This is a genomic window from Mesorhizobium sp. B2-4-13, from assembly GCF_006658535.1.
Classification (GTDB): domain Bacteria; phylum Pseudomonadota; class Alphaproteobacteria; order Rhizobiales; family Rhizobiaceae; genus Mesorhizobium; species Mesorhizobium australicum.
In genome coordinates this window covers 206,182-224,236 of the sequence record NZ_VFVB01000009.1, presented here as the reverse complement: position 1 = coordinate 224,236, position 18,055 = coordinate 206,182, and the positions used below count along the sequence as shown (strand labels likewise).

Sequence of the window (18,055 nt, the reverse complement as noted above, 5' to 3'; positions counted from 1 at the left end):
AGCTAATACTTTGAGCTTGGCCGCAGGTATTGGTGCCCTGTGGCTCATCCTGTCGGGCGCCGGACCCGCACTTGCCGAGGAAGCCGCCAAGCCCCAACCGGCCCAGTCAAAGCCGGCCGACGCCAATCCCTGGGCGGTCAACTGCTCCAGCGGCTCGGCGAGCTCCGAACTTCAATGCCAGGTGTCGCAGAACCTGACCGAGGCGAAGACAGGACAGCGCGTGCTTACGGTGACCGTTCGCCGCGACAACGGCAATGGCAGCCTCGCCATGCTGCTCGCCTTGCCGCACGGCCTGTTCCTGCCGTCCGGCGCCAGCTACCAGATCGACCAGGGACAGAAGACGACCATCGCCATCCAGACCAGCGACCAGAACGGCGCCTATGCCGCCACGCCGCTGCCGCCGGACCTCGTCAAGGCGATGAAGTCGGGAACCAATCTGAACATCGGCATGGAGTCCGTCACCCGCAAGCCGGTCACCATCCCGGTGTCGCTGGCCGGCTTCACCGCCGCCCTGACCAAGCTGGAATCGATCAAGTAGCGGGTTCGCCGGCAACCGCGGCCGACATCCTATCCCTTCGTCATCCACGGGCGGAGCAGCCGCGGCGCGGCGTCGCGGAGACCCGAGGATCCATGCCGCGACCGTGCTGGCGGGTGCAGCGGAGCAGAATCTGGACCGTGGCAACGCTCCGGAGTCCCGGCATGGATTCTAGGGTCTGCGCTGCGTCGCTGCGCTCCTTGCTCCGCTCTAGGATGACGAAGTCGTGGGCGTCTCCGCTCCGCACTCAAGGTATCGGTGCGTCAATACGAGCAACCGTCTTGATTGTCCGCACCTGCGATGCTCCGTTGTCGCTTCGGACATCCGGAGAAACACATGACGGGTTTTGTCGACCGGCAGCGCGCCACGCAGTTGATGCAACGCGCCGGCATCGCCGCGCTGGTGCTCTCAGCGCCCGAGGCCTTCCATTATGCGACCGGCGCTTCGATCGGTCCGGCCGGACTGTTCCGGCGCGCCGGCGCCGGCTTCGTCGTCGTCCCGGCCAGGCAGGACCTGCCGATCGGCGTCGTGGTCGCCGACTTCAATGCCACGCAACTGCGGACCGCCGCGCCCGAGATGGTCGTGCGCTCGCACCCGATCTGGATCGAAGCAGCGCCGGTCGAGACAGGAGCTGCCGGGCTGCCCCTGGCGGAGCGTATCGAGGCTGGCCTGGCTTCGCTCGGCCGCGCGCCGGATTTCGCGCGTCCCGCCACCTCCGACCTCGCCGGCTCGGTGCGCCAGCTGCAAGCAATCCTCGCCGATTTCGGACTGGAGCGTGCCACGCTCGGCCTCGACCTCGACTTCATTCCCGCCGCCGATTTTGCCGCCATCCAGGCGCTGCTGCCGGATTGCCCTGTTGTGGACGGCTCGCTTGTGCTGGACCGGCTGCGCGCGGTCAAGTCGCAGCGCGAGATCGACCTGCTGCGGCAAGGCATCATCCTGTCGGAAGCCGGCCTGGAGCGGCTGCAGGTCGATGCCATGGCCGGGATGCGCCAGAGCGATCTCGTCGCGCTCTACCGGCAGGGCGTCGCCACGGCGGCGGCCGGCTTGTCCCACCCGGTCATCACGGCCGAATATGTGACGCTGGGCGCCCGGGCCAAGGGCGCCGACGCCAGGGCCGTGGCGGGCGATCCGCTGAAATGCGACATGGTCTGTACGGTCGGTGGCTACGCCTCCGACATGTCGCGCAACTTCACCTTCGGCCCGCCTTCGGCTGATCAGGCCGAACTGCACGCCATTGCCGAGCGCGCCTTCGACGATGGGCTGGCCGAGCTTGTTCCCGGGAACACGCTTGCCCATGTCCACCGCGTCGCCACCGACAGCCTGGCGCGCCAAGGCCTGCGCTCCTACCGCCGCGGCCACTTCGGCCACGGCGTCGGGCAGTCGGTCTTTTCCGAGCAATGGCCGTTCATATCGGCCGGCAGCGAGGTCGTGATCGAGGCCGGCATGGTGCTGGCCTTCGAAATCCCGCTCTATATCGACGGCCTCGCCAGCTTCAACCTCGAGGACCAGTTCCTGATCACGCCGGATGGGCCGGTCGCGATGAACCGGCTGCCGCGGCGGCTGAGATCTGCACCTCCGGAAATTGGCTGAGGTCCCTCCACCTTCGTCATCCACGGGCGGAGCAGGAGCGAAGCTCCGTCGCGGAGACCCGAGGATCCATGCCGTGACCTTTCCGTGGGGTGCAGCGGAGCAGAATTTTGGACCGCCGGGAACGCTTTGATGTCGCGGCATGGATCCTGGGGTCTGCGCTGCGTCGCTGCGCTCCTTGCTACGCCCAAGGATGACGACGGGAAAGGTTTTGCCGTCCAGCGATCAAACCTCCGTACAGGTCCCTAAGCGCTCACCGGCGGCCGCCTGTCCCTCCATGGCATTTCCTGTTCCAGCTGTGCCGACGCCGCCAGCACCGTGGCCTCGTCGCCGTAGCGGCCGACCAGCTGCACGCCGACCGGCACGCCGCCGTGCGACCAGCCGAGCGGCAGCGAGATCGCCGGCTGGCCGGAGATGTTGAAGGGGAAGGCAAAGACGGCATCCGTCCATTTGGCGTTGTAGCGGTCGATGTCGGTCTCCGACATGTCGTAATAGCCGAAGGGGCGCGGCAGTTGGGTCAAGGTGGGCGTGACGAAGAGATCATAGGCCCTGAGGTCGCCGACAATATCGCGGCCGACCTGCCGGAGCTGCTCGACATCGGAGATGTGCCTGACCCCGCTGGTGGCGCGGCCGCGCTCGATGATCGCCCAGGTCACCGCCTCGACATCGCCTGACGTCACCGGCCGGCCGATCACCGTTTCCAGGGAGTCGAAGGTCGCCGCCGTCTGCACGCAGGTCATGTTGGTGTAGGTCGCCCATACGCCGTCGGCATCGAGCGGCATGTCGTGCTCCTCGACATGATGCCCCAACCGCTCGAGTGCGGCCACGGTCGCCAGCACCGCCGCCTTCACCTCCGGATCGATGGCGGTGCCGTTGGGCGGCGTGACGGTGAAGCCGATGCGCAGGTTTTTCGGCGCACGCGCCGACAGGCTGAGCCAGGAGGCATCCGGCACCGGCGGCGTATAGGGTTCGCCGGGCAGCGCGCCGGCCACCGCATCGAGATAGGCCGCCGTGTCGCGCACGGTGCGCGAGCAGCAGAGGAAGTAGGCACCGCCATACCAATAGTCGCCGAACGGCGCCAGGCTGACGCGGCCGCGCGACGGTTTCAGGCCCACGATCCCGCAGCAGGAGGCGGGGATGCGGATCGAGCCGGCGCCGTCGCTGGCCTCCGCGATCGGCACCATGCGCGAGGCGACAGCCGAGGCCGCGCCGCCGCTCGAGCCGCCTGGCGTGATGCCTTCCTTCCACGGGTTTTTCGTCGTGCCGTAGAGTTTTGGTTCCGTCGTGATCGACCAGCCGTTTTCGGGCGCGTTCGACTTGCCGACCAGCACCAGTCCCGCCGCCTTCATGCGGCGAACGACTTCGGTGTCGAAATCGGCGACGACATCTCTGAGGTAGAAGCAGGAATTGGTGTTGGGCGCACCCGTCCAGGACGAGGCCAGTTCCTTGAGCAGGAATGGTACGCCGGCAAAGGGTGCCGATCTGTCGACCGTCGCGGCCTGCGCGCGCGCCATGTCATAGAGGCGATGGATGACCGCGTTGAGCGACGGATTCAACCGTTCGACCAGCGTGATCGCCGCCTCGACCAGTTCCGCCGGCGAAACCTGGCCGCCGCGGACCAGCGCGGCGAGGCCAAGCGCGTCGGACTCGGCATAGGTCTTCAAAAGACTGTCGGTGACCATGTCTCACTCCCAAATTTGCGTTGCCTCGACATCGCGCTTAGGAACGCGCGAGCTGTCGCTACCGGCTAATTACAAATGTAGGCGCCGCCCCTCATCCGCCTGCCGGCACCTTCTCCCCGTATAGTGACGGGGAGAAGGATGAAACTCCTGCGCTGCCGGTGCCGCCTCCAGCGCCAGCAACCGGATAGCATCAGGCCAGCTCGACCGTCCGTCCCAGCTCTATGCTCTGTTCGGCCGCGAGCACGATGCGCAGGCTGTTGACCGCCGCGTCCATCTGCTCGGTCAGATCGAGGTCCTCGCTTATGGCGCGCAGGAAGAACGCCTGCTCGCGGTCGCAAAGTTCCTGGTGGCCGGGCTCGTCCTCCATGCTGACGATCTCGTCGGGCTTTTTGAAATTCTTGTCGCCGTCGACGGCCGCGTAATGGATCTTCAGCGCGTCGGTCTTGGTGTGGCGGTCGATGTCGGCGGAGTTCGACACTTCGGCCAACTCGGCCGCGCTGCTCGCCTGCTGGCCGGCGACGATCGAGACCGCGCCTTTCGGGCCGACGACATCCTTCACGAAATAGGCCGTCTCGCTCATCATCGGACCCCAGCCGGCCTCGTACCAGCCGACCGAGCCGTCATCGAAGGTGACATGCAAGTGGCCGTAATTCTGCTTGTCGGCTTCGGCCCATAGTTTGGCGCCGATGCCATGCACGCGCACCGGCTTGGCGCCGGTCAGCTGGCACATGACGTCGACATAATGCACGCCGCAATCGACGATCGGGATCAGCGAATCGATCAGGTTCTTGTGCCAGTGCCAGGCGCTGCCGCTGCTTTGCTGGTTGAGGTTGAGCCGCATGACCAGCGGCTTGCCGAGCGTCTTGCCAACCTCGATGAACTTGATCCACGAGGGGTGGACACGCAGGATGTAGCCGAGCACCAGCTTGCGGTTTTTCGCTCGCGCGGTCGCCACCACCTTTTCGGCGTCCTCGATGTTGGTGGCCAAGGGCTTTTCCATGAACACGTGGCAGTTCGCCGCGATCGCCTTCAGCGCGTATTCGGCATGGGTGTTCGGCCAGCTGTTGATCGAGACCGCGTCCGGCCTGGTCTCCCCCAGCGCCAGGTCGAAATCCTCGTAGAGCGGATAGCCGGCGAGTTCGGCCGGGATTTTCGTGTTGCTCCTGATCGAGCGGCTCATGATGCCGGCGATCTCAAACCCCTCCGAGCGATGATAGGCGCTGGCGTGCGACGCACCCATATTGCCAAGACCCACCACCAGTACTTTCACCTTGTCGGCCACCGTTATCTCCCAGGTTCTGGATTGAATTGTGCGCGGCGACCGGTTGCCGCGTGTTTATCCGGACAATCACCTCAGGTCAGCGCCGCCGCTCGTTGCCCGGCCCTTTCCTCTCCCCCGTCGATCGGGGGAGAGGTGTCGAGCGAAGCTCGACGGAGTGGGGGTCGACCTTCGCCGCCCGCCTGAGGTTACTTCGCCAGATTGTGCCTGTCCCGCAGCGACTGCGCGTTTAGCGACCGCCTTCCCCCACTCCGTCGCCGCTTCGCGGCGCCACCTCTCCCCCCTCCGGAGGGAGAGGAAAGGAGCCAAGGCAGGGCAATGAGGAGTGGCGTCGTCATGGCCTTCGCTTGCGCGCTTCTACTTCACCGCCGAATCGAACAGGTGCGCCTTGATCTTCTCGACATCGAGCGCGGCAAAGCCCTCCGACAATTTGACCCCGTCGGCGTCGGCCTTGACCTTGGCCTTGTCGAAGTCGTTGGCGGCCGGGATCAGGTCGTTGCTGCAGACATCCTCGGCCTTAACCGGGTTGGTGATCTGGCCGATCTTGTGGATCTCGTCGAAGAAGCCCTGCCAGCTCGCCATGTCGTGCGACCCCCAGCCGCCGCGCTTGTCCATGTCGCCGCGGAAGACGTTGATCTGCTGCAGGATCGAGGTGGTGCCGAGCTCCGGTCCGAGGTTCTTGGCCAGGGTCGGGAACTGCTCGAACACCGCTTCGACCGCCGCGCGCGGATTTTGATAGCCGAACTCAAGGCCCATCGCCCAGCCGCGCAGGTATTTTTCCAGGAACGCCTTCTTGTCGGGATCCTCGAGATCGGCTGCGCGCACGACGAAGGTGTTGGCCGGCAGCTTCGAGTTCTTCACGCCGAGCCAGTATTCGAAGTCGAGACCCTTGGCGATCCATTCGGCGCGCAGCCCTTCCCATGACAGCGCCGCGTCGCCTTGGCCGCCGGCAAGCGCGGTGCCCCAGGTCGGCCAGCCGGCCTCGACATATTTGACCTTCTTGATGTCGACGCCTTGCGCGGCAAGCAGCGGATCGGTGATCGACTGCCAGGCGGCGGAACCAAGCAGGATGGTCTTGCCTTCCAGCTTCTTCAGGTCGTTCGAGCCCTCGCCCTTGCGGAAGGCGATGCTGAACGTGTCGCGCGCGCCCATGTGGAACACCGACTTCAGCTTCATGCCGTTCTGGATGGCGAAGGAGAACACGCCGGGCGAGGGAAAGCCCATATCGGCCTGGCCGACATCGACGAACTTCACCGTCGCCGTGCCGTCGGACGGTCCCGGCTGCATGTCGGTGTCCAGCCCGTCGAAATAGCCGGCCTTCTTGGCCGCCCAGTAGGGGTAGTCGTCGAGCACTTCGAGCGTACCGCGCGGCGAGATCCAGGTGAATTTTCCATAGGCCTCGGCCCTCGCCCGGAGGCCGGTGGCGCCGAGCGCGGTCGCAGTCACCAGCCCGGCGCCGGTCACCTGCAGGAAGATGCGGCGGCTCATACCCGCCTGCTGGATGAAATTGTCTTTGGTCATGGCATTCCCCTTTTTTGTTTGATGTCAGTCTGCCTTGCCGCCCGCCTCCCGGGCGTGGTCTTGCTTCTGCGTCAAGCCTCCCAGCTCGCCCATTTCTTGCCGATGAGGAAGAACAGCACATAGATCAGGATGCCGAGCATCGACAGGATCAGCACCACGGCGAAGAATTGCGGCATCTGGATCATCGACGAATAGGTGGTCAGCCGGTTGCCGAGGCCGAAGCCACCGCCGACCATCTCGGCGCCGACGGCGGTGAGCAGGCCGAAGATGGCGCCGATCATCAGCCCGACCAGGATCATCGGCAGCGCCATCGGCGCGCGGATCTTCCAGAAGATCTGCAAGGTGCTGGCGCCATAGGACCGCGCCAGCGCGATCTTGGCGCTGTCGACGCGACGAAAGCCGGTGGCGGCATTGATCATCACCATCGGCCCGGCGGCCAGGGCCACCGCGATGATACGGGGCGTGTAGCCGAAACCGAAACGCAAGATGAGCAGCGGCACCAGCGCCAGCATCGGAGTGGTGACCAGCAGCAATATATACGGCGCGACGATCTTTTCCGCGAACGGGAACTGGGTGATGACGGCGGCCAGCACCAGACCGACGGCGGCGCCGATGACAAAGCCGGACACCAGCTCGACCAGCGTATAGCCGAGATGCGGCGCGATCAGCGGAAACTCGTCGAACAGCGCATAGGCGATCGAGCTCGGCGGCGGCATGATGTAGAGCGGCACATGGAACAGCCGCAGCGCCAGTTCGATGCCGCCGATGATGATGACGGCGACGGCGAGAATGGCCGCCACCTCCTTGCCCGACTTGATGCCGGGGCCGCTGGCGAAGGCCGAGAGGTTGGTCAGGCTGACGTCTTGCCCATCGCCTGACTTCGACTTCGAAAATTCGGGAATGGCGTCGCTCACGGCCTGATCCTCACGATCTCGGCGCTCGGGCGCTCCGGCGCCTTCGGTCTGGTGCGCTCTCCGACAATGTCCATCTTGATCCGGTTGGTGAGGTCGAACACCTCCTTCGTCGCCATGATCTCCAGCGAGCGCGGCCGCGGGAACGGCACGCGGTATTCCTTGGCGACGCGGCCCGGCCGCGCGCTCAGCACCACGACGCGGTCGGAGAGGAAAATCGCTTCCTCGATCGAGTGGGTGATGAAGACGATGGTGGTCTTGGTGTCGAGCCAGATCTCCTCGACCAGCCGGTTCATCTCCTCGCGGGTAAAACTGTCGAGCGCGCCGAACGGCTCGTCCATCAAAAGCACCGAGGGTTTCAGCGCCAGCGCCCGCACGATGGCCGCGCGCTGCTGCATGCCGCCCGAAAGCTCGCGCGGGAATTTGCCGCCGAAACCGTCGAGGCCGACGCGGTTAAGCAGATGCGCGATCCAGGCGCGGTCCGGTTTTTCGCCCTTGATCTCGAAGGGGAAGCGGATGTTGGCGTCGAGATTGCGCCAGGGCAGGAGGTTGGCTTCCTGGAAGACGATGCCGATATCGGGATGCGGCCCGGAAATCTCTTTGCCGTCGAGCTTGATCGCGCCGCTTGTCAGGCCGTGCAGCCCCGACATCGACCACAAAAGCGTGGTCTTGCCGCAACCGGACGGGCCGACGATCGAGACGATTTCATTGGCTCTGACGTCGAGGCTGCAGCGGTCCAGCGCCAAGAGGTCGCCGGACGCCGTGTGATAGATCTTGGTCGCTGCCTGCACGCCAAGCTTCGGCGTTGTTATCTCGCCCGCGTTCATCCGCCCCTCGGAGATTGCGTGATGATCCAAAGGTCATCAGACTGTCAAAAATCAGTGTGTAACTATCCTACTTTGCTGTCAAGCGTCGACGACGGCGAGCATGGGACGAGAACCGACAACTAGGAATAACTATCTGTTTTGACGTTGTATTCTTTGCCTTGAAATTCGTGTTGCTTTCCTACATGATTTGGCAGGCGCACACGCGAATGCCCTCGCGGCACGCATCGGTTGCAGCGCCGTCCTGCGCATGGAACGACAGCGTGCAAACATGATAAGAGGTCAGGTCGAAAACGGGCTAGGGAACACCGCCTTCATGACCGAAGCTGCCAGCCATCCGATCGCGGACGAAGAGGGAACCGGGGGCGAACCCGTCCGGCGCATTCCCGACATCATCTCGCTGGTCAAGGATTGCTACGGCGAATTGCGCCCGGCCGAACGCCGCGTCGCCGATGTCGTGCTCGAGAATGTCAAATATGCCGTCGACGCCTCCAACGCGGCGCTGGCCCAGCGCGCCGGCGTCAGCGAACCGACGGTGACCCGGTTCTGCCGCGCCATCGGCTGCGAGGGCGTGCGCGACTTCAAGCTGAAGCTGGCGCAGAGCCTCGTCGTCGGCGCGCTCTACCTGGACACGTCGCCGGCCAGGGAGGGCGACGCCGCCATGCCGTTCTGGAACGCGGTGTTCGGCGAAGCGCGCCGGGCGTTGCAGGAAGCTGAGCGGCAGCTCGATCCGGGTGAGCTGGAAAAGGCCGCCGAGCTGATCGCCCGGGCCCGCCAGGTCACCGTGTTCGGGCTCGGCGGCAGCTCTTCGGCGCTGGCGCAGGAAACTCAGTACCGGCTGTTTCGCTATGGCATCTCGATCAGCGCCCAGTGCGACCCCTATTTGATGCGCATGACCGCCTCGACGCTGAAGCCCGGCGACCTGGTGATCGCCATCTCGGCGACCGGGCGCACGCGCGAGGTGATCGAGGCCGTCGAACTCGCCAAGCACTACCGTGCCAACGCGATCGCCGTGACGGCGCCCGATACCGAGCTCGCCCGCGCCTGCGACGTCAGGCTGACGGTTGCCGTGCCCGAATATCCCGACACGCTGAAGCCGACGGCCTCGCGCTTCGCCTTCCTGGCGATGATCGACCTCCTGGCGGTGGCGTCGGCCTACAAGCTCGACGGCCCGGCCCGCGAGACCGTGCGCCGCATCAAATACAACGCCCAGATCCACCGCACGGGCAAGGAAATGGAGCCGCTCGGCGACTAATCCTTCTCCCCGTCACTATACGGGGAGAAGGTGCCGGCAGGCGGATGAGGGGCAGCGCCGAGTTCGACAGTTGCCGTCCCGCTATACAGATTGGACGCATACAAGAGGGAAAACATGCTCGAGATTGCACCATCCAAACAGGCGGCCGCATGGCTTGGCTCGTTTTCGCAGGCGCTTGAATCCGGCGACCTGTCGGCCGCAAGCAACCTGTTCGTCGACGATTGCTATTGGCGCGACCTGCTGGCCTTCACCTGGAACGTCACGACGATGGAAGGCCGCGAGGCCCTCGCAGACATGCTGACAGCAACGCTGGCGACCACGAAGCCTGGCGCGTGGCAGCTCACCGGCGAGGCAACCTCGGATGAAGGCACGATCGAGGCCTGGTTCACCTTCGAGACAGCGGCGGCCACGGGCCAAGGCATCATGAGGCTGCGCGACGGCCGCTGCCGTACCCTGTTCACGGCGATGACCGACTTGAAGGGACACGAGGAGCGCAAGGGCGCGGCGCGGCCGCTGGGCGTGCGCCACAAGGCGGACCCGGAACGCGAGACCTGGTCGGAAGCGCGGGCGCGTGAGGCGCGCGAGCTCGGCGTAACGGAGCAACCCTATTGCCTGGTCATCGGCGGCGGCCAGGGCGGCATCATGCTCGGCGCACGGCTGCGGCAGCTCGGCGTGCCGACCATCGTCATCGAGAAGAACGCGCGGCCGGGCGATTCCTGGCGCAACCGCTACCGCACGCTCGTGCTGCACGATCCGGTCTGGTACGACCATCTGCCCTACATACCGTTCCCCGACAACTGGCCCGTTTTCACGCCCAAGGACAAGATGGGCGACTGGCTGGAAATGTACACGCGCGTCATGGAGCTGAATTACTGGGTCGCCACCAGGTGCCTCAGCGCCAGCTACGACGAGGCGGAGAAAGAATGGACCGTGGTGGTCGACCGCGTCGGGCAGCGCATCACGCTGAAGCCGAAGCACATCGTCTTCGCCACCGGCGCCTACGGTCCGCCGCGCAAGATCGATCTGCCGGGTTCCGACCAGTTCAAGGGCGAGCTGCTGCACTCCAGCCAGTATGCCAGCGGCGAGAAATTCCGCGGCAAGAAGGTCGCCGTCATCGGCGCGGCCAGTTCCGGCCACGACGTCTGCGTCGATCTCTGGGAGAGCGGCGCCGACGTCACCATGATCCAGCGCTCGCCGACCACGGTGGTCAAGTCGGACACGCTGATGCAGGTCGGCTTCGAGATCTTCTCCGAGGACGCGCTGGCACGCGGCATCACCACCGAGAAGGCCGACATGATCGTCGCCTCGACGCCGTTCGCGCTGGTGCCCAAGGGCCAGCGCGCGCTCTACGACGTCATCCGCGCGCGCGACGCCGAATTCTACGAGCGTCTGGCCGCCTCCGGCTTCGCGCTCGATTTCGGCGACGACGAAACCGGCCTTTTGATGAAGGCCTACCGCACCGGCTCCGGCTACTACATCGATGTCGGCGCCTCGGACCTGATCATCGACGGCAAGGTCGGCATCCGCAGCGGCGTCGCGATAAAATCGCTGACGGCGAAAGGCATCCTGTTCGAGGACGGCAGCGAGCTCGAGGCCGACGCCATCGTCGCCTGCACCGGCTACCAGTCGATGAACGAGAATGTGGCGGCGCTGGTCTCGCGCGAGGTCGCCGACAAGGTCGGCCCCTGCTGGGGCCTCGGCTCCGGCGTCAAGGGCGACCCCGGCCCCTGGCAAGGCGAACTGCGCAACATGTGGAAGCCGACGGCGCAGGAAGCACTGTGGTTCCACGGCGGCAATCTTGCGCTGTCGCGCTTCTATTCGAAATATGTCGCGCTGCAGATCAAGGCGCGAATGGAAGGGATCGAGACGCCGGTTTATGGGGCGCCGAGCAATTCGCGGCGGTGAGGCGGAAGCATGCTTCGGTGAGAGGTCGACCCCCACTCCGTCGAGCTTCGCTCGACACCTCTCCCCCGATCGACGGGGGAGAGGAAAGGCGCAAGTTCACCGACCTTGGCTCCCTTCCTCTCCCTCCGGAGGGGGGAGAGGTGGCTCGGCGAAGCCGAGACGGAGTGGGGGAAGCCGCTCGTCAATCGCGCAGCCTCCTCGATATCGGTTAATCCTACCGATGCCCGAAATGCCTGGCCGCCACCTCGACATGCGTATGCCCGACATGGGCCACGAAGCGCTCGGTCTCGCCGACATCGTCGACGGCCTCGTTCGGCCACCAAATGCCGCCGACGACGATGCCTTCCGACACCAGCCGCTGGTCGGCGACCAGCGAGGCGCCGACCGCGTCGACGAAGGTGAAGCGGCCTAACCGCTGCCGCAGCACGGCCACGTCGCCGGCGGTGCCGATCGTCAGCGTGCCGAGGTCCGGCCGCGCGATCGCCCGCGCCGGCGCCTGCGTCGCGGCGCGCAGAACCTCGACCAGCGGCATGCCGAGTGCCATCAGCTTCGACATGCAGACCAGTATGTCGAAGGCCGGCCCGTCGACGCAGTAGAGATGTACGTCGCTCGAGATGACGTCGGGCGCCAACCCTTCGGCCAGCATGGCGCGGGCGACCTCGAAGTCGAACGAACCCATGCCATGGCCGAGATCGAAGATGACGCCCCGCTCGCGCGCCAGCCGCATGTCGGGCCGCACCGTGCCGGAGGCGAACACCGGCGCATTGGGGAAGGGCCGGAAGCAGTGGGTGAGAATGTCGCCCCGGCGCAGGCGCGGCAGCACTTCGGAGCGGCCGGGCGGCGGCTCGTCTATATGCGCCATCAGCGGCAGGCCGGCCTTGTCGGCGGCCTCCAGCGCCAGGTCGACCGGCGCGATGCCGCTGTTGCCGCCGGCATGCTTGCCGGAGCGCACCTTGACGCCGACGACGACGTCGGCGTGCTCGCGCACCGCCGCCACCACCTCGCGCGGCTCGCAGAGACGGAGATCGCTGCATTCGCCGACCGACACCGTCTGCGAGAAGCCGAAAATGCCGGCAAAGGAAATGTTGACATAGGCCAGGATGCGCACCTTCGAACGCTCCATGACATGGCGGCGAAAGCCGAGGAAATTGCCCGCGCCCGCGCTGCCGGCGTCGATGAAGGTGGTGGTGCCGCTCTTGGCGGCGAGCCTGTCGGCGTCGACACCGAGCGAAGTGCCGCCCCAATAGACGTGGCTGTGCAGGTCGACCAGGCCGGGCGCGACGATGCAACCGGTGGCGTCCACCACCTGGGCGGCGCTGGTCGCGGGGATGTCGGCGTCGATCGCGGCGACGCGGCCATTGGCAATGGCGACATCGCGCGGCGCATCGATGCCGGCCGCCGGGTCGATCAGCCGTCCGCCCTTCACGAGGAGGTCGAATTGCATTGTTGGAACCTCCGATTGCCCGAATTGCCGTCTCAGGCCGGTCTGTAGGCGACGGCCTCGACTTCGATCTTGATGTCGATCATCAGCCGCGATTCGACCGTGGTGCGGGCTGGCGGGTTCTTCGGAAAATGCCTGGCATAGACAGCGTTGAAGGCGCCGAAGTCGCGCGCGTCCTCGAGCCAAACGGTGGTCTTGACCACATCGTCCATCGTGCAGCCGGCGAGTGCCAATGCGGCCTTAACATTGGCCAGCACCTGCTCGGTCTGCTCCGTGATGCCGCCCTTGACCACGATGCCATCGCCGCCGACCGGAACCTGGCCCGAGACAAAGACGAAATCGCCGGCCCGCACGGCCGGCGACAGCGGCACGTGGGATGTTCCGAAAGTCTGCTTGGGCAAGGGACGGCCTCCTCCGATGACATGGCCGGACACCGAGGTGGCGCCCGCTTTGCGACGAGGTTTACCGCGATCGCGGCAATCCCGATAGAGGCCCTTGTTGGAAAGCAACATTGTTCGAAATCCGTGTTGCTTTATTACAGAAGCGCTTGCATCGTGCGCGTTTGCCGGACGGGCTCGACGCCACGACGGACAGACGCCCTCGCTAAACCGGAGACCCGAGAATGACTTTCGACAAGAACCCGTTCCCTTCCGGCGACGCCGACCGTCACGCGCTGTGGGAGATGCTGGTGCGGCGCGACATCGACGCCTTCATCGGCCAGGATTGGGCCATGGTCGAGAACGATTTCATCGCCGAAAGCTTCTTCGGCATGCATGCGCATTTCCTGGCCAATGCCGATGCCTGGCGGCTGCAATTCCCGCGGCTGGAGATTTACCGCGACGAGTGGCTGCGCCAGGCCAAGGAAACGGCGGCGACCAAATTCGCCGAGCCGCTGCGCGAGGCGCTGTTTCGCGTTACCAATCTGCGCGACATCGATGTCGACGGCGACCGCGCCGTGCTGCACAAGAAGTTCGACGGCAGCGTCGCCAAGGCGGATGGCAGCGTCGACCGGCTGAAATGGCAGACACTGTATTTCTGCCGAAAGGTCGGCGCGAGCTGGAAGATAGCCGGCTTCGTCGGCTACATGCCTTATCCGCTGGGAAGCTAGTTTCGATTCCCATGAATGGCCATCGACAGTCGCGATGGCCGATCAGCCGCGCAAATTCCCGAGGCGAGCTGCTCAGTACAGCGTGATGAAGGCCGGGAACAGCACGCCTGTCTCCCTGAAATACTCGATCAGCTCGATGGCCGGGAAGATGGCGAGGAAATAGAGCCCGTCGAAAAAGGTGCGCCTCAGCGCCCGGGTCGAGAACCGCAGCTCGTCATTGTCGTGGTAGAGCAGCGGGTTTGGCCAGAACCGGGGCGTCGCCTTGATGTAGGCGCTGTAGGCCGGGCCGAACTTGCCCAGGAGATATTCGGCCTCCCTGCGCGCCGTGACACGGAAGATCAGGAAGCTGGCGACGCCAAGCGCGGCGGCGGCCACCAGCGAGCCGTAGAGCAGGCCGATGCCGACCGCGCCGACCGTCGAGAAGAAGTAGAGCGGGTTCTGGCTCATCGAGAATGGTCCCGTCGAGACCAGCTCTTCATTCTTCTTGCCGCCGACATAGAGGATGCTCCACAGCCGGCCGGCGACGCAGGCGAGCACCAGGCAGAAGCCGAGGAATTCGAGCGTTTCGTGGCCGTTCGAGCCTTCGCTGAGCGCCGGTTTGGTCAGGAACAGCAGCAGCACCGCCAGCACCGCCGCGACCCGGATGAATATCAGCCGCTTGCGCTGGTCGAAAGCCTGTGAAACCGGCTTGAGGGAAGCGTAGGTCATTTTCGCGTTTTCCTGGGCACTCTAGTGCAGGCCCGGCCACTGGGGCACGCCATTGATGGCGGATACAAGGCGCTCACCCTCTATCAGCGCATCGCGAGGCATTCGTAAAGGCCTTTTGAGCCCGCCACCGCCATCCTTACGAATTTGTATGGCGCCGGACAGGCTGGTGAGAAGTCGCTTGCCTATCATCATCCGAATGCCGGATCGCTTCCGCCGCCGGCGCAACCATCGGCATCGGGACATCAGCCATGCTCGCACCACACACACCCCCCGCACCGAGCCAAAACAGGGTACCGGACGTCACCCTCGACTTCTGGTTGGTCAAGCTGATGGCGGTGACCATTGGCGAGACGGCGGCGGACTATCTCGCCGTCAACCTCGGCCTCGGCTTGACCGTCACCTCGCTGATCATGACCGGCGTGCTGGTCGTCGCCCTCGCCCTGCAGTTCGCGCACCAACGCTACGTGCCGTGGGCCTACTGGCTCGCGGTGGTGCTGATCAGCGTCGTCGGCACGTTGATCACGGACAACCTCGTCGACAATTTCGGCGTGCGCCTGCAGACCACGACGATCGCCTTTTCCGTTGTGCTCGCGGCGACATTCGCGGTCTGGTACGCGAGCGAACGGACGTTTTCGATCCACACCATCTTCACGACCAGGCGCGAGATCTTCTACTGGCTGGCGATTCTCTTCACCTTCTCGCTGGGAACCGCCGCCGGCGATCTGGTCGCCGAGACCTTCGACATGGGCTACCTGACCACGGGCCTGCTGTTCGGCGGCGTCATCGCGCTTATCGCGCTCGCCTATTACCTGTTCCACCTGGACGCCATCCTGGCGTTCTGGCTGGCCTATATCCTGACGCGTCCGCTGGGTGCCTCCTTCGGCGATTGGCTGTCGCAGCCAGCCGAATATGGCGGCCTCGGTCTCGGCACCACCTACACCAGCCTGATCTTCCTCGGCTGCATCATTGCGCTCGTTCTCTACATGACGCTCAGGAATAATGCCGATGAGATGGACGACATCCTGCTGGATTCGGAGTGAGCCGCAGGCGGGTGCCGCAGGGCTTGGCCAGTTGGCGACGATCCTAGGAACGGACCCGAGCCGGTGATAGCCTGTCGCCGATACCGGCAGCCAGGGAACAGCGATGCGGCTACTTCTCGTCGAGGACGACCACAGGACGGCGGACTATATCGTGCGCGGCCTGACCGAGGCCGGCCATGTCTGCGACCTCCTGCGCAATGGTCATGACGGGCTTTTCGCCGCGACCGGCGGCGGCTACGACGTGATCGTCGCCGACCGGATGATCCCGGGCCTCGATGGCCTGTCGATGGTCAAGGCCGTCCGCGCCGCCGGCGTGCGCACGCCGGCGATCTTCCTCACCTCCGTCGGCGGCATCGACGACCGCGTCGAGGGGCTCGAGGCCGGCGGCGACGACTATCTGGTCAAGCCCTTCGCCTTTTCCGAGCTGCTTGCCCGCATCAACGCGCTCGGCCGGCGGCCGGCCGCGCAGGAACAGAAGACCGTTCTGCGGGTCGCCGACCTCGAAATGGACCTGATCATGCGGCGCGTCGTCAGGCAGGGCCAGCCGATCGACCTGCAGCCGAGGGAGTTCAGCCTGCTCGAGGTGCTGATGCGCGGCGAGGGCCGCGTCATCACCCGCACCATGCTGCTGGAGCGGGTCTGGGATTTCCACTTCGACCCCAAGACCAGCGTCGTCGAAACCCATATCAGCCGCTTGCGGACCAAGGTCGACAAGCCGTTCGGTACCCAGCTCATCCACACCATCCGCAACACCGGCTACAGCCTGCACGCGCCGCTCTCCCAGTGATCGCGACCTTCCCATGACCGCGAACTTCCCATGACGGCGACTTTCCGATGACCGTGACCCGGACCCGCCTGCTGCGCAGCACGCCGTTCCGGCTTGCCCTGACGTTCGCCTTCCTGTTCATGCTGGCCTTCGTGCTGGCGGGCGCCATCGTCTACCAGATGATGAGCGCCGACCTTGCCGAGCAGCTCGACGACACCATCAGCGAGACCTATGCCGTCATCGCCGCGACCTATGCCGACAAGGATCTCAGGGAGTTGGTGGAGACCGTCGAAAACCACTCCGTGCGCAGCCCTGGGAAGGAGCAGCTCTTTTCGCTGACCGACGCCGCCGGCAACCGTATTGCGGGCAACTTCACCGCGGCGGGGCTTCCCGATGGTTTCTCGATGTTCGGGGCCGAAATGCCGGGCCTGCCGCCGGGCACCGAATACCGGGCCTATTCCGGTCCGGTCGGCGCCAACACTTTGACCATCGCCTTCAGCCTCTCCGAGACCGAGGAGCTGGAAACGATCATGCTGATGAGCTTCGGCTGGGCGACGCTGATCATCACCGGCCTGGCCGTCGCCGGCGGCGCCCTGCTCGCCTCGCGCGTCCAGCGCCGTCTCGACGGCATTGCCGCCACGATGGTCGACGTTTCGCATGGCCGCCTCGACACCCGCATCCCGCTGACCGGCAAGGACGATGACATCGACATCGTCTCCAGCCAGATCAACGCCGCGCTCGACCGCCTGTCGGCGCTGGTCGAGGGCATGAAGCAGGTCAGCGCCGACATCGCGCATGATTTGAAGACGCCGCTCAACCGCCTGCAGATGATCCTGGAGAGCGCCGCCGACAAGGCCGCACGGCGCCAGGACGTCTCCGACGATCTGGCCGACGCGCGCGCCGAGGGCCACCAGATCAACGAGACCTTCGACGCGCTGCTGCGCATCGCCCAGATCGAGGCCGGCGCGCGCAAGGCGCGCTTCACCGACGTCGATCTCGGCGAGATCCTCGGGACCATCGCCGAGATCTACGCCGGCGTGGCCGAGGACGACGGCAAGGTGCTGTCGGCTGCGGAACTGGACAAGACCACGGACCGCATTCATGGCGACCGTGAACTGCTGACGCAGATGTTCGCCAACCTGGTCGAGAATGCGCTACGCCATTGTCCGCCCGGCACATCCATCCAACTCTCGGTGACGCGCCGGGACGACCGCGTGCTTGCCGGCGTCGCCGACAATGGCCCCGGCATTCCCGCCGACGAGCGCGAAAAAGTGTTCCAGCGTCTCTACCGGCTGGACCACAGCCGCTCGACCCCCGGCAGCGGCCTCGGCCTCAGCCTTGTCAGGGCCATCGCCGAGCTGCACGGCGCGACCATTGCACTCGAGGACCGCCGGCCGGGGCTGGCCGTGGTGGTGAGTTTTCCCCTGGTGATGGATTAACTTCGGAAGTTAGCGAAAGCCGGCGTCGCGGCCATCTCCCCCGCAAGGGGG

16 protein-coding genes are annotated in these 18,055 nt (G+C 65.4%); 8 read left to right on the top strand and 8 right to left on the bottom strand.

All coding sequences use genetic code 11. The features are described 5' to 3' along the window. Positions 1–10 precede the first annotated feature (10 nt). Together FJ936_RS23820 and FJ936_RS23815 are read left to right on the top strand one after the other, a co-directional pair. Positions 11–538 (top strand): invasion associated locus B family protein, encoded by a 528-nt coding sequence (locus FJ936_RS23820; protein ID WP_224531571.1) that lies wholly within the window; start codon positions 11–13, stop codon positions 536–538. Positions 539–871: 333 nt separating this feature from the next. Beyond that, positions 872–2,128: a Xaa-Pro peptidase family protein gene (locus tag FJ936_RS23815; RefSeq protein WP_141907072.1), complete on the top strand. Its 1,257-nt coding sequence runs from the start codon at positions 872–874 to the stop codon at positions 2,126–2,128. Positions 2,129–2,370: 242 nt separating this feature from the next. Here FJ936_RS23815 and FJ936_RS23810 read toward each other — a convergent pair whose 3' ends face one another. The 5 genes from FJ936_RS23810 to FJ936_RS23785 all read right to left on the bottom strand — a co-directional run bounded on the left by FJ936_RS23810 (position 2,371) and on the right by FJ936_RS23785 (position 8,345). Continuing rightward, positions 2,371–3,807: an amidase gene (locus FJ936_RS23810; protein WP_140788995.1), complete on the bottom strand. Its 1,437-nt coding sequence runs from the start codon at positions 3,805–3,807 to the stop codon at positions 2,371–2,373. A gap of 190 nt (positions 3,808–3,997) precedes the next feature. After that, positions 3,998–5,089, bottom strand: coding sequence for a Gfo/Idh/MocA family oxidoreductase (locus FJ936_RS23805; protein WP_141907071.1), 1,092 nt, complete (start codon positions 5,087–5,089; stop codon positions 3,998–4,000). A gap of 354 nt (positions 5,090–5,443) precedes the next feature. Further along, positions 5,444–6,607: an ABC transporter substrate-binding protein gene (locus FJ936_RS23795; RefSeq protein ID WP_140618206.1), complete on the bottom strand. Its 1,164-nt coding sequence runs from the start codon at positions 6,605–6,607 to the stop codon at positions 5,444–5,446. 71 nt (positions 6,608–6,678) lie between these two features. After that, positions 6,679–7,521: an ABC transporter permease gene (locus tag FJ936_RS23790; protein WP_015314835.1), complete on the bottom strand. Its 843-nt coding sequence runs from the start codon at positions 7,519–7,521 to the stop codon at positions 6,679–6,681. Next, on the bottom strand, positions 7,518–8,345 hold the full coding sequence (locus tag FJ936_RS23785; RefSeq protein WP_140618202.1) for an ABC transporter ATP-binding protein: 828 nt from the start codon (positions 8,343–8,345) through the stop codon (positions 7,518–7,520). The genes FJ936_RS23790 and FJ936_RS23785 overlap by 4 nt, the downstream gene beginning before the upstream one ends. Before the next feature lie 313 nt (positions 8,346–8,658). On the opposite strand from FJ936_RS23785, the gene FJ936_RS23780 reads away from it, so the two are divergent. Together FJ936_RS23780 and FJ936_RS23775 are read left to right on the top strand one after the other, a co-directional pair. Beyond that, positions 8,659–9,597 (top strand): MurR/RpiR family transcriptional regulator, encoded by a 939-nt coding sequence (locus tag FJ936_RS23780; RefSeq protein ID WP_140788991.1) that lies wholly within the window; start codon positions 8,659–8,661, stop codon positions 9,595–9,597. A gap of 114 nt (positions 9,598–9,711) precedes the next feature. Then, complete coding sequence (locus tag FJ936_RS23775; RefSeq protein ID WP_141907070.1) at positions 9,712–11,502, top strand: NAD(P)/FAD-dependent oxidoreductase; 1,791 nt, start codon at positions 9,712–9,714, stop codon at positions 11,500–11,502. A 214-nt stretch (positions 11,503–11,716) separates the two neighbouring features. On the opposite strand, the gene FJ936_RS23765 is transcribed toward FJ936_RS23775, so the two are convergent. Both FJ936_RS23765 and FJ936_RS23760 read right to left on the bottom strand, forming a co-directional pair. Beyond that, a complete protein-coding gene (locus FJ936_RS23765) occupies positions 11,717–12,946 on the bottom strand; it encodes an amidohydrolase/deacetylase family metallohydrolase (protein ID WP_140788987.1) in 1,230 nt (409 codons plus the stop codon). A gap of 32 nt (positions 12,947–12,978) precedes the next feature. Beyond that, entirely contained in the window at positions 12,979–13,344 is a 366-nt protein-coding gene (locus tag FJ936_RS23760) for a RidA family protein (protein WP_140618195.1), read from the bottom strand. Between the two features lie 221 nt (positions 13,345–13,565). Here FJ936_RS23760 and FJ936_RS23755 point away from each other — a divergent pair, with 221 nt between their 5' ends. After that, positions 13,566–14,051: a hypothetical protein gene (locus FJ936_RS23755; protein WP_140788985.1), complete on the top strand. Its 486-nt coding sequence runs from the start codon at positions 13,566–13,568 to the stop codon at positions 14,049–14,051. 72 nt (positions 14,052–14,123) lie between these two features. Here the strand turns inward: FJ936_RS23755 and FJ936_RS23750 are convergent, their stop codons facing one another. Further along, complete coding sequence (locus tag FJ936_RS23750; RefSeq protein ID WP_140788983.1) at positions 14,124–14,759, bottom strand: isoprenylcysteine carboxylmethyltransferase family protein; 636 nt, start codon at positions 14,757–14,759, stop codon at positions 14,124–14,126. Between the two features lie 248 nt (positions 14,760–15,007). Here FJ936_RS23750 and FJ936_RS23745 point away from each other — a divergent pair, with 248 nt between their 5' ends. The 3 genes from FJ936_RS23745 to FJ936_RS23735 all read left to right on the top strand — a co-directional run bounded on the left by FJ936_RS23745 (position 15,008) and on the right by FJ936_RS23735 (position 18,004). Then, positions 15,008–15,799, top strand: a complete 792-nt coding sequence (locus FJ936_RS23745; protein ID WP_140788981.1) for a hypothetical protein — start codon at positions 15,008–15,010, stop codon at positions 15,797–15,799. A 103-nt stretch (positions 15,800–15,902) separates the two neighbouring features. Then, entirely contained in the window at positions 15,903–16,586 is a 684-nt protein-coding gene (locus tag FJ936_RS23740; protein WP_140660379.1) for a winged helix-turn-helix domain-containing protein, read from the top strand. Between the two features lie 47 nt (positions 16,587–16,633). Next, positions 16,634–18,004 carry an ATP-binding protein gene (locus FJ936_RS23735; RefSeq protein ID WP_140788979.1) on the top strand — a complete coding sequence of 457 codons (1,371 nt, stop codon included), beginning with the start codon at positions 16,634–16,636 and terminating at the stop codon, positions 18,002–18,004. Positions 18,005–18,055: the final 51 nt, after the last annotated feature.

Bases quoted from the DNA above. Each gene is read 5' to 3' on its own strand.
- FJ936_RS23810 (WP_140788995.1), bottom strand. From the start codon at position 3,807: ATGGTCACCGACAGTCTTTTGAAGACCTATGCCGAGTCCGACGCGCTT.
- FJ936_RS23740 (WP_140660379.1), top strand. From the start codon at position 15,903: ATGCGGCTACTTCTCGTCGAGGACGACCACAGGACGGCGGACTATATC.
- FJ936_RS23750 (WP_140788983.1), bottom strand. From the start codon at position 14,759: ATGACCTACGCTTCCCTCAAGCCGGTTTCACAGGCTTTCGACCAGCGC.
- FJ936_RS23785 (WP_140618202.1), bottom strand. From the start codon at position 8,345: ATGAACGCGGGCGAGATAACAACGCCGAAGCTTGGCGTGCAGGCAGCG.
- FJ936_RS23755 (WP_140788985.1), top strand. From the start codon at position 13,566: ATGACTTTCGACAAGAACCCGTTCCCTTCCGGCGACGCCGACCGTCAC.
- FJ936_RS23735 (WP_140788979.1), top strand. From the start codon at position 16,634: ATGACCGTGACCCGGACCCGCCTGCTGCGCAGCACGCCGTTCCGGCTT.
- FJ936_RS23745 (WP_140788981.1), top strand. From the start codon at position 15,008: ATGCTCGCACCACACACACCCCCCGCACCGAGCCAAAACAGGGTACCG.
- FJ936_RS23795 (WP_140618206.1), bottom strand. From the start codon at position 6,607: ATGACCAAAGACAATTTCATCCAGCAGGCGGGTATGAGCCGCCGCATC.
- FJ936_RS23780 (WP_140788991.1), top strand. From the start codon at position 8,659: ATGACCGAAGCTGCCAGCCATCCGATCGCGGACGAAGAGGGAACCGGG.
- FJ936_RS23815 (WP_141907072.1), top strand. From the start codon at position 872: ATGACGGGTTTTGTCGACCGGCAGCGCGCCACGCAGTTGATGCAACGC.
- FJ936_RS23765 (WP_140788987.1), bottom strand. From the start codon at position 12,946: ATGCAATTCGACCTCCTCGTGAAGGGCGGACGGCTGATCGACCCGGCG.
- FJ936_RS23775 (WP_141907070.1), top strand. From the start codon at position 9,712: ATGCTCGAGATTGCACCATCCAAACAGGCGGCCGCATGGCTTGGCTCG.